Source organism: Bacillus sp. sid0103 (genome assembly GCF_019219025.1).
The window spans coordinates 24,436-35,822 of record NZ_JAHUWN010000024.1 but is presented as its reverse complement, the minus strand read 5'-3'; the positions used below and the strand labels follow the sequence as shown (position 1 = coordinate 35,822).

Genomic DNA, 11,387 nt, shown 5'->3' with positions numbered 1-11,387 from the left:
CGGCCTTGTACTTTACATGTTCAAATTCATTTCGCTTGTGTTTTAAGTATGTTGGCTGTCTGTGAATTCGTTTCCTTTGTTTGCTTTTTTCCTGCAGGTTTGGAAGAAGTAAGCAATATAATTGCAACAAAGTATCCGATATATGCCAGTATTTCTTCAATAGAAGGCATGGAAGAATAGCCAAACAGAGCTTTGAGAAATATCCCAATATCTCCTGATAATAGCGGAGCAGAACCTGTATCACGAAGATAATGTGTGTAATCAATCGGATGCTCTGGCAGGAACCAAGTAAGATCATACACATGTGGCATAATACTGCCAATTATGTTAAGGTCCTGCATCATGGAAATCGCTTGTACTAGTAATCCAGCAGATATAAGAATAATAAAAGCACCGGTTAACTTGAAGAAGCTGCTTAACGGAATCCTCATCGTTCCTTTAAAGAACAAATAAGAGACAATGGCGGCTATGGCCACACCAGTAATCGCGCCCCATCCTTGCATTGCAGCACCGATGTTTCCCCCTGTAATTGCAGCAAAGAAGAACACGGTTTCCACACCTTCACGAAGGACCACAAGAAAGGAGTGGATAACCATCCCTACTACATTACCAGTAGAAATAAACTTATTCATTTTCCCTTCCATGTTTCCTTTTAGATCACGGCTGTGACTGGCCATCCAGAATACCATTTGGGTTAATAATACGGTCGAAACGAGCATAATGCCTATTTTCAGGTACATTTCGCTTCCCATTGCAGCGAAACCAGTAAAAACAATTTGAAATAGGAGGGCTACCCCAACACTTGCCAAAACTGCAAGACCTGCTCCTAACCAAACATATTTCGTGTACTGCTTATGGTCTACTCTTTTAAGATAGGTAGTTATGATGCCAACTATCAACAAAGCTTCTAAAACTTCGCGGAATGTAATTAATAGTGCTTGAATCTCCACAGCCGTGTCCCCTCCCAATGGTGTTGTATCAGTTTCTATTTTCTTCTTCTTCGGATAACAACTATCAGTACAGCTATGATTATACCTGCGATTATTACGAGTGGTATCCAGTTTTTGATATTCGAAATATCCGTCCAGTCTTTTTTAGCAGTTCCTGATTCTGTTGCACTTTCAGAAAAATGCCCGACATCAAGGCTCTTTAACTTGAATTCAGTTTTTAATGAGTTTAGAATATCTTCTTTATTTTCCTTAAATGCGTCTAAATTTGCCTCTTTTTTCCCGACACCAAACAATCCGGGATTTCCTAATGCTTCAAGTGCCTGGTCAAAATCAGTTCTGATTTTCTTATCATTCTCGGGTTTTTCAGCTTCCACTATAGGCGACAACGCATCATATGTAGCAAATGCTTTAGCAAGGAGCCTTTTCGTTGTGTCATATTCAGCAAAGTTTTTTTCAATACTCTCTAAACGCCTTGCAATATTTAATACCAGAAGTTTTTCCATATTGTTAATGGTAGCTTCCTTGTCTTTATCTTTAAGGTTATTGAGAATTAACTTAGCAGGCTCTGGGCCCATATGCATATCAATTTCTTCTTTAACGGTTTCAAAATTTTTTTGGGCGGAATTGAAATTGGGAGGATTCTCATCAAGCTTCACTATCATTTCTTTATAAACTTCAGCTACCTTCTCCTCATTCGGATCCCCATAGGAGTAGGCAAATGCGCTACTTAAAGGAATACTGTTAAAAATTAATGCGATAGTAAAAAATAATACAAAAAATTTTTTCATAAGAATTTCCTCCTATATCGATAATGATAATGATTATCATCCTCGCTGTCAATGCAAGGATTTAGAATGTCATATATTTATCATATTTAACTTCCTAACTAATCTCCCTTGTTATCCAAGGTTTGTATCCCCCTAATGCTTAGACTAGATGTTGTCTTATTATGGATAACCTTTTTTACTGGCCTTCTCATTTCTTTTAAAATCGCCGGTAAGACCGCTGTCATATAACTTCGAAACTTGATAAATGATTCACCTGTTTTGCGGACCTGATAACGAATCGGGATCTCTTTCATCCGAAATCCTTTTCTTATTAGATTTAGCGTGACTACTTGTGCATAGTTATAATCGTGGACGATTTCAGCTTCTTCCATCGCTAATCTTGAAAAAGCTCTCATCCCGGACTGACCATCATAAATCCATTTTCTTAGCAATAGGGCTTGTAGCAACGTGAAGCAATAATTCCCGATTCTCCTGTTCCACTTCATCCCCTTAATGGTGCCCTTAAAACGAGACCCCATTACATAATCGGCTGTCCCCATTAAGATTGGTTTGACTAAATCCGGTATCTGCTCAGCTGGGTATTCGTTATCGGCATCTATCATTACACCAATATCGGCTCCATTTAAAACACAAAGCTCCAACCCTTTACGAACAGCAGCACCTAAACCATGGTTTTTATCAAAGGTATGGACATAATCTGCCCCTGCCATCCAAGCTTGGTCAACCGTTCGATCATTTGACCCGTCATTTATAACTAGAACCTCAACCTTTACCCTCGGGTCGAAATTTCGAGGTATTTTATGAATGACTTGGGCAATCGACTCTTCCTCATTAAAAGCTGGAAGAAAGACAATTACTTTTTGCTGCTTCATTGATTAATAACATCCTTCCTTACTGCCTCTATTAATACTGGTCCACGGCTGTGACTAGGAAATGGTGCTCCCATTAAATAGGAAATCGTTGAAGCGAGGGAAACCAAACTATGTTTTTCCTCTACACTTTTTCCTTTTTCAATCGCCGAACCGTACATAAAAAACGGAACAAATCTTTCACCTTCATCGAGATGGCCATGTCCACCAATCCCATCAGCTTGGCCATGGTCAGCACATACAATAAACGTATAATTTTCCAGTTTACCTCTCTCTTTTAACCATTCAAAATATTCTTTAACCAAAGCGTCAGCCTCTTCGATTTTCTGAATATATTCGTCATATAATACTCCGCGGCTATGTCCGGTTTGGTCTGTACTTATTAATTGTACAATTTGCAAATCGGGATCCTGTTCTTCCATGATATTCTTCGCTCGTTCAATAATTTTACGATCGACAACATTATTGTGCATCACAGCCGTAAATGTCTCTACATCCTTTCCAAAGGAATCAACGAGATGGGCTACGGCTAATAATGAGCCCTTTTTCCCTACTTTTCGTAATGTATCAAAAACGCTCTCTACTTTAATACCCAGCTTCCACACCATATTCGACTTTATTCCGTGTTCAAATGGATAAGTCCCTGTAAACATCGACGAAAAACAAACTACAGTTCTTGCTGGATATACGGTTTCCATTCTAGTATAGTCTGTTCCATTTTTTCTCAAATAGTCTAGAAACGGGGTGTTCGCTTCCTCAAAGCGTTCTTTCCTCATTCCGTCAATGACCATAACAATAACTTTTTTATTTATTGCATCTGTCCGCTCCTCAACATTTGCAGTAAAGGTAGGAATAATCTTCGGTTTCCAATCAAATAGATTTTTATGGAGAATCCAAGAAAACAATAGAATTCCTATATAAAAGAGGACGATTACTCCAATTTCACTTCCCGACCAAGTTTGGTTTTCAATAGTCAAATTCCACAGTGATAATAACAAAAGAAACTTCGGCAATTGTTCTTGGGCATTCCCACTAGTTGAATCACTATTTTTTAAAACGAGCTTCCAGAAACGGGTAAAGTTAAGCCAAGAGGTACCGATTCGTAAATGGTAATAGAATGTACCCCAAAAAAAGACTGTAAAGAAGAAATATAAACCGATCCCTGTAAATAGCAAACTAAGATTTACATGATCCCAAATGATAAGATAGGCAGTAAATGGGATCCATAAATAATTTCTTAAAAATAATGGATAATCGTACAAGTAGTAAATAATTAATAGAGGTAAGATTGCTAATAACCCTATGAAAAGATCTAAACAGTAAGAAAGAGATCCCAACTTTGGCAGGGAATAAATCAGCATGATGCCGATGGTGAATATTGGAGTAAACGGCTTTCCCTCATTCAACAGGTTCCAACACCTAGCCGCTACTTTTTCAAAACGAGATGCTTTTTTCATTTTTGTCTTCCTCTCATTCTTAGAAACGCTTTAAGTTGTTTAATATTTATTCCAGGTGAATATATCAATAGAAGGAAACCAACGAAATAGGAAAAAATAAATTTATAACTATGGCTAATAAGCGCCACCATATATCCATCCTTTGCAGGATAACCAAAACTAGTTAAAGCTGCAGTCATGACTGATTCGTATGTAGATATTCCCCCTGGTGTAATTTGAAATACCTGGCCACCCACAGTTATAGAATTTACCCAGATGGCCTTATAAATAGGAAGACCATTTCCTAACGAAGCTGTGACTCCCCACAAAACTGCTCCTTCCAAGCACCAGCTTAATAAAATTAGGATAAAAATATAAACTCCATTCCAACCTTTTAAGCTTGTTCTTAATAATAAGATATGCCTCTCCACATAGAGTGGACAGTATTTATAGACTATAAATATCCCGATAAAAATACTTAGAACTAAAATTATTAATACTCCAAGAGACAAGCGAAAGATAAACGCTTTTGAAAATGCCACAAGTCCTATTATGGAAAATATCAATAGGAACAACATATCAAGTGATCTGAGTACAACTACCGAGTGTGCTGAAATATCAGGCTTTATGTTTTTTTCTTTCCAGGACAAAACACCAATCCTAACTGCATCCCCAACCTTAATTGGGGTAATATGATTTACAAAAAGACTTAACAGCACTCCTTGAAGGCAGTTAAAAAACCTGACGTTCTTTCCCAAATATTGTCTCCATGCTTCGGCCCTGAGGATAAATGAAAACAGGTAACCAACGGTTACCATTATGATAATCAAAGGATTGTCTAAAAAAAATATTCTGGACGACTCAAGAAAATTCCCAGCATGAAAATATCGCAAGGACAACAGGATAAAAATCCCTGCTAAAATGAATCCTGTCACTTTAATAAAACGTTTAACTAATTTCTGAAACATGTTTTTTTGCCCATTCAATGGTTTTAGCAAGTCCCTCTGAAAAAGGTACTGAAGGGGAAAATCCAAGTTGTTGTTGTGCTTTCGAAATATCCGCCCATGTGGAATTGACATCACCTTGGCGAAAGGCTCCTTGTTTTACAGATACATCAGAAAAATGGAGTTTTAAATACTCTACTAATTCTTCAATAAATATCGGTTTACCCGACCCAATATTATAAGTACCGACTCTTTCAGGTTGATTAAATGCACTAATGATCCCTGCTATGCAATCATCTATATATGTATAATCTCTAGCAGTACTATTTCCAAACAACGTAATTTCCTTTTTATGAAGAAGCTTTTTAATAAATCCTGTGATGGCCATATCCGGCCTCCCCCATGGTCCATAAACCGTAAAAAAGCGAAGAATCGAAATTTTAAAGTCAAATAATGAAGAATAAGCATGGCAAAAAGATTCAGCCCCAAACTTAGCGGCCGCATAAGGAGAAACAACCTTTCCCATAGCCATTTCTTCTCGAAGTGGGACGTTCTTTTGATCTCCGTAAACCGATGAGGAAGAAGCAAAAATAAAATGTTTTACGTTTGATTGACCCGCAAATCGTAGTGCATTAATGGTGGCTTTAATATCGTAGTCAACATACTCATTCGGTGCCGCGATAGAATGGGGTACACCAGGAATTGCAGCTAGATGGATAACTATTTCTGGCTTGTAGGAGAGAAAGATTTCTTTCACTTCCACTTCGTCATGTAGAAGACTTTTTTGAAAGAAAGCGAACTCACCTGCTTGACTTGCAAATTCTAGCTGGCGCTTTTTCCTATCGACAGAATAGTAAGGATGCAGTTCATCGATGATTAAAACCTCATGACCATCCTTCAACAATCTCCTTGTAAGATGGGAGCCAATAAACCCCGCTCCCCCAGTTACTAGTACTTTCAATTTATAACACCTCTATACCTATTTTGTTCATCACCATTAATTATGTACATTATTCTCTCATATCCGAGAAAAAAGGAAAAACCTTGAGTTTATTAACCAAGGTTTTTCCTCTGCATTATTTCGCTTTTTCTACGATTGTATTCAGAGTGGAAATTAACTCGTTCAATTGTTCTTCACCAGCAGTTTTATCTTTAGCTTTGGCTGTTTCAACATATTTCTGTGCCTTTTCAGTTAATGTCTTATAAGCATCTTCACCAAGAAGGGTTTTGATATCTTCACCGATGATATCGATAAATAACGCACCCTCTAAACCAGTGATAACCGCTTTATCTTCACCAAATAATTCCTTACTCTCACCGTATTCATCAATAGCAATTTTCGCAAAACCACGGACGAACGCTTTGTTAACAGCAGCAGGATCTAATGTCTTTACATCAGATTCAAGATTGAATTGTTTTTCAATGAAGGCAGTTTCATCAGCTGCATGCTTGCTCAAGTAACTGCTTAGAGATTGGTAAAATGCCCAGCCTTCTGCTTGCTCGACCTTAGCAAGTGCAGCGTCTTTACCCGCTTCAGCTGCTGCCTTTGTTGCATATCCGTTTGGAAGTGCACCAGTTGCAAGATAGAATGTCTTCATTAATGTTTTGTCAACCACTTGCTTACCTAAGTTAAAGCTAAGTTGATCATTATTTTTAACCGCTGTCTCGATTTCGCTGAATCCACCATCAATTACACTAACAAGGGTAGTACCATATGCAGCATCACGTTTTTCTACAGTTGTTTTAAGAATGGCATAATAATTTTTTGCTTCTTCTAGCTCTGCATTCACTTCTTCTGTGTTACCCCATTTTTCAGTTACTTCTGTAAAATCGTGTTTAATAGATGTATAAAATACCTTTTGCATTAATTTATCAAAGATTTGTTTGACGACTACTTTGTCCATTGATCCGTCTTTACCTGCCGATAGAGCTGCAGTGATTTTTTCGTCGATTGTGTCTTCAAATTCTGCGTCACGTTGTTGAACTAGCTCTTTAAAATTCTTATTATATAAATCTATTACTTTATCAAAATCAACATCTTTTCCTTCTTTTGCTTTTTCAAGTTCCGTAGTAGCTTCAGTAAATACATCAGCATACGCTACTTTTTCTTTTTCTTCTACTTCTGTTTCTTTCTTCTCTGCTGATTTTTCTTTACTTTCTACTTTTGGTTTGCTAGCTGTTTCTTCAGCTTTCCCACAAGCTCCAAGAACTAATGAAAGGGCTGCCATAGCTGCTAGAAGTTTAAATTTGATCGACATTGTGTTTCCCCCGGTTTGTTTTTTTATTTTATTGATAATGATTATCATTTACATTTATAATTATAAAGAGAATGATTATCAATGTCAATGGTATTTGAAAGATTGTTATAAAAAAGACACTCTTTAAAATTTTAATACAAAAGAAAAACTATCTTGCAGTTACAAGATAGCTTTTATCTTCTATAAATTTTTACTAACTTTAATTATTTCCTCAAGATCAGTCCAATGTTTAATACGGGGTAAATCCAGATGCCTATTATAGGATTGATCCCTGAGAAAAATGTTAATTGAATGGTTAAGTAATGTATTTAATACTTCAGGTTTATCATCAAAATAATAATCGAGATGTAACTTTTTAATGATTTCTACCTTTTCATGATCTTGCATTCCATAAAAAAATCTTTCATCATTGACAGGAAAGCCGTTTTCTCTCATCCATTCCTTTGTTCGTTCACCATGTTCTTTAGGTCTTGCCGTAATATAGTATATTTCATGCCCTTTCTTATCTAGTTCTTGCAAGGTTTTAACAGCACTTGGGAAGGCAGGACATGATGTATAATAAATTTCTTCTAAAGAATTATTCCACATTTTTTTCCCTTGTTCTTCAGTCAACCCAAATGGCTCATGTATTTCAACTCTTTTGAGATTGTGAAATATTTCAATCGGAACACTTTGATTCAACCTTCGATTGTATATATTAAAGGCATGCTCTCGTAGATTTATTAATGTATCGTCTATATCAAAACCAAATCTCATTACTTAATTCCCTCTTTTGTATAACTTGGATAGCCAATAAATTTAAAATCTTTACCAATTTTTATGATAGATGTGTCTAATAGCTCTACCGCATCTCCCATCTTTTCCATTCCTGTCCCTTCCAGGAATGTTGGTGCATCCTTACCACCGATTAATTTTGGGGCAAAGTATAGTATTACTTTATCAATACATTTATTTTCTAGGAAAGATGCATTAATCGTCCCTCCGCCTTCTATTAATACAGAAGAAACTAGGTTCTTTCCTAGTACTTGCACAACTTCTTTTGGATCTACTTTTTCCACTCCATTTGTAACAAAAACTTTCAATCCTAAAGACGTTAAGGTTTTTTCCTTTTCTTTATCATAATTCTCACTTGTAAAAATCCAGGTCTCAGCAAGGTTATCGGTAACCACTTTTGATTCTAATGGGATTTTTAACGTGGTATCAAGAATGACACGAATTGGATTTCTTCCGTTTGGTATTCTCGTTGTCAATTCTGGGTTATCTTTTATCACTGTATTGACACCTACGAGAATGGCCATATTTTCATTTCTTAAGTGGTGGACATCATGTCTGGATTCTTCCGAAGTAATCCATTTACTATGGGAAGTGTAAGTGGCAATTTTTCCATCTAAGGTAATCCCTGATTTTAATGTGACAAATGGCCTTTTCTCCACAATAAATTTATTAAAAACTTCATTCATCTTCTGGGATTCCTCTTGATGAACTCCAATGATTACTTCTATTCCTGCATCTTTTAGAATCTTAACCCCATTACCTGAAACAACCGGATTGGGATCAAGTGTCGCAATAACAACTTTTTTTATTCCAGCCTCAACGATGGCAACAGCACAAGGGCCTGTCCTGCCATGATGGGAACATGGTTCTAATGTCACATAGATGGTCCCACCCTTTGCTGCTTCACCAGCCATTCGTAGAGCGTGAATTTCAGCATGCGGCTCTCCCGCTTTTAAATGAGCACCGAATCCGACTACTCGGTCATCATTCACAATTACAGACCCGACAAGTGGATTGGGATCTGTTTGTCCTTTCATAGCTTTAGCATTTTTTAGAGCTAAATCCATATAAAATTCATGGTTAGTCATTTGGACAAGTCTCCTTATCTTTTAAATGACCCGAACGTTTTATTTTTGTCTGAAGGTATTTTTCGTTATACTCAGATACATCTCCCCATAAAGGCTGTCTGCCTGAGACCTCTAAACCAGCGTTTTTTAAGGCTGCTAATTTTTTCGGGTTGTTTGTCATAAGTGTTACAGGTTTTGATCGTAATGCTTTAAGGACTAAAATAGCATCTCCATAATTTCTGGAATCATCTACAAATCCAAGGCCTTCATTTGCTTCAACAGTGTCATATCCGTTTTCCTGAAGTACATATGCCATCGCCTTGCTAAATAGTCCAATTCCTCTTCCTTCATGGTTAGCCAAATAAAATAATGCTCCCGTACCATGTTCTGAAATCATTTTCATTGATTGTTTTAATTGGAAACCACAATCACATCTTTTGCTCCCGAAAATATCCCCCGTATGGCAAATCGAATGAAATCTTATGATTGCATCATCTGCATATTCAAAATCACCATATACTAAAACACTGGATTGTTGAAACTCGGCTAGGTTGACCGAAGATAATTTTTCAATAATTCTTTCAAAATCTTCGGTTACTTCATTGCAATTCAGCCAACAGTACCAATGGAAAACGACCGTTTCACCATATAAATTAACTGGGAGCCTTATCGGACCGACTATGTAAATTGCTCCTTTTTGTGTTTTAATTAATTTAATTTTGTCTTCTAAAACAGATAGAACATTTGGGCTGAGTGTTTGTTTCATCGTCATTTATCCCCTTTTAAGCATAGTGTTCACTACATCAACCTATACATTCATGAAATGATTTCCTTTCTAAATAAAAATGGGCTATCTTGATAGTACAAGATAGCCTAAAGAAATTACAAATATTTGCGATGCACCCCTTTTCCATCATAGGAGAACAACATTTTTCTTTCTTCAATCATCGATTCGATATGGACAGGTCTGCCCCACAGTTGTTGTATATAAGGAAGAACTTTTTCCAAATATTTAACGTCAAGTTCCACACCTTCATACCAGTGTTTTAAATAAAGTTCACCATTTTTTAAATAATCGCCATCATTGACTGTAATGTATGGGAATCCCCCATTTACACGCATATTAACAAGCTGATCACGAACCTGTTCCCATTGTTTATCGACAATTTTGTAGTCCCTTCCTTGTTTTTGGAAAAGATACATATCTTCTCGCATGACCAAGTCCTTATTCAGATAGTTTCGCAAGAAGGAAATATCAGATTCCACTTCTCGAACTTCAAAGATTTTCTCTCTTCCAGACCCTGGCAGTACTCCTCTTCGTTTCATTTCTTCTGTTGGATTATTGTACCGCTCTTCAATATCTTCAAAAATCTTTATTCCTAGATAATATGGATTGATACCCGTTTTGGAGGGTTGCACCACTCCGGCATTTAACTTTGCAAATTCGATTGCTTCACCACTTGTTAAATCCATTTCCCTTAATATCCGTTGATGCCAATAAGAAGCCCAGCCTTCATTCATGATTTTAGTTTCCAGCTGCGGCCAAAAGTATAGCATTTCCTCCCGCATCATGGTTAGGATATCTCGTTGCCAATCTGTTAACTCTCTACTATAGGTTTCAATAAATAATAATAAATCCTTCTCTGGCTTTGGAGGAAATTTCTTTTTCCTTGGTTGATTCGTTTCCTTTTTATCCTTATCATCTAAACTCCATAGATCATCATAAGGCGTTGCAGAATGAACTTCGTGGTCATCATCTTCCTCGTCATCCCCAATAGACCAAGATAACTTTGGTCTCATCAATGAGGGATCAATATGTTCATCAATGGCCAATACTGCGTCGAGGAAGGTTTCAACCTCTTTTTTTCCATATTGAATCTCATATTGATGGATTCTTTCTGCCGTGGCAGCCATGCTTTCAACCATATCCCGCTTAGTGTTTTGAAAGCGAACATTATTTTTAAAGAAGTCACAGTGTGCTAAAACATGGGCTACAATTAGTTTATTTTGAATAAGGGTATTAGAGTCAAGCAAAAAAGCATAGCAAGGATTTGAATTAATAACTAGTTCATAAATTTTACTAAGACCTAAATCATAATGCAGTTTCATTTTGTGAAATTGCTTCCCGAAGCTCCAATGTGAAAATCGGGTTGGCATACCATAGGCCCCAAATGTATAAATGATTTCAGCAGGACAAATTTCATAGCGCATCGGATAAAAATCCAAACCAAACCCGGTTGCGATTTCAGTGATTTCACTGATAGCATATTCAAGTGCATTACGACCTTCCACGTTCATTTG

At 36.8% G+C, this 11,387-nt stretch carries 11 protein-coding genes; all 11 read right to left on the bottom strand.

Annotation, left to right across the window (positions count from 1 at the left end; translation table 11 throughout):
• Positions 1–26 precede the first annotated feature (26 nt).
• Positions 27–950, bottom strand: a complete 924-nt coding sequence (locus KW850_RS23210; protein WP_218350132.1) for an FTR1 family iron permease — start codon at positions 948–950, stop codon at positions 27–29.
• Positions 951–985: 35 nt separating this feature from the next.
• Positions 986–1,738 carry a hypothetical protein gene (locus KW850_RS23205; RefSeq protein ID WP_218350131.1) on the bottom strand — a complete coding sequence of 251 codons (753 nt, stop codon included), beginning with the start codon at positions 1,736–1,738 and terminating at the stop codon, positions 986–988.
• A gap of 98 nt (positions 1,739–1,836) precedes the next feature.
• The gene (locus tag KW850_RS23200; RefSeq protein ID WP_218350130.1) at positions 1,837–2,610 is read right to left on the bottom strand and encodes a glycosyltransferase family 2 protein; all 774 of its coding nucleotides are present in this window, start codon (positions 2,608–2,610) and stop codon (positions 1,837–1,839) included.
• Complete coding sequence (locus KW850_RS23195; protein WP_218350129.1) at positions 2,607–4,064, bottom strand: alkaline phosphatase family protein; 1,458 nt, start codon at positions 4,062–4,064, stop codon at positions 2,607–2,609. The genes KW850_RS23200 and KW850_RS23195 overlap by 4 nt, the downstream gene beginning before the upstream one ends.
• Positions 4,061–5,011, bottom strand: coding sequence for a lysylphosphatidylglycerol synthase transmembrane domain-containing protein (locus KW850_RS23190; RefSeq protein WP_256358400.1), 951 nt, complete (start codon positions 5,009–5,011; stop codon positions 4,061–4,063). Before KW850_RS23190 ends, KW850_RS23195 begins: the two co-directional genes overlap by 4 nt.
• Positions 4,992–5,948 (bottom strand): NAD-dependent epimerase/dehydratase family protein, encoded by a 957-nt coding sequence (locus tag KW850_RS23185; protein WP_218350127.1) that lies wholly within the window; start codon positions 5,946–5,948, stop codon positions 4,992–4,994. Before KW850_RS23185 ends, KW850_RS23190 begins: the two co-directional genes overlap by 20 nt.
• 115 nt (positions 5,949–6,063) lie before the next feature.
• On the bottom strand, positions 6,064–7,245 hold the full coding sequence (locus tag KW850_RS23180) for a hypothetical protein (RefSeq protein ID WP_218350126.1): 1,182 nt from the start codon (positions 7,243–7,245) through the stop codon (positions 6,064–6,066).
• Between the two features lie 180 nt (positions 7,246–7,425).
• On the bottom strand, positions 7,426–8,001 hold the full coding sequence (locus KW850_RS23175) for a 5' nucleotidase, NT5C type (protein ID WP_218350125.1): 576 nt from the start codon (positions 7,999–8,001) through the stop codon (positions 7,426–7,428).
• Positions 8,001–9,107 carry a bifunctional diaminohydroxyphosphoribosylaminopyrimidine deaminase/5-amino-6-(5-phosphoribosylamino)uracil reductase RibD gene (gene ribD, locus KW850_RS23170; RefSeq protein WP_218350124.1) on the bottom strand — a complete coding sequence of 369 codons (1,107 nt, stop codon included), beginning with the start codon at positions 9,105–9,107 and terminating at the stop codon, positions 8,001–8,003. The genes KW850_RS23175 and ribD overlap by 1 nt, the downstream gene beginning before the upstream one ends.
• Positions 9,100–9,858, bottom strand: coding sequence for a GTP cyclohydrolase II (locus tag KW850_RS23165; protein ID WP_218350123.1), 759 nt, complete (start codon positions 9,856–9,858; stop codon positions 9,100–9,102). The genes ribD and KW850_RS23165 overlap by 8 nt, the downstream gene beginning before the upstream one ends.
• A 110-nt stretch (positions 9,859–9,968) precedes the next feature.
• Positions 9,969–11,384 carry a SpoVR family protein gene (locus tag KW850_RS23160; protein ID WP_218350122.1) on the bottom strand — a complete coding sequence of 472 codons (1,416 nt, stop codon included), beginning with the start codon at positions 11,382–11,384 and terminating at the stop codon, positions 9,969–9,971.
• Positions 11,385–11,387 lie beyond the last annotated feature (3 nt).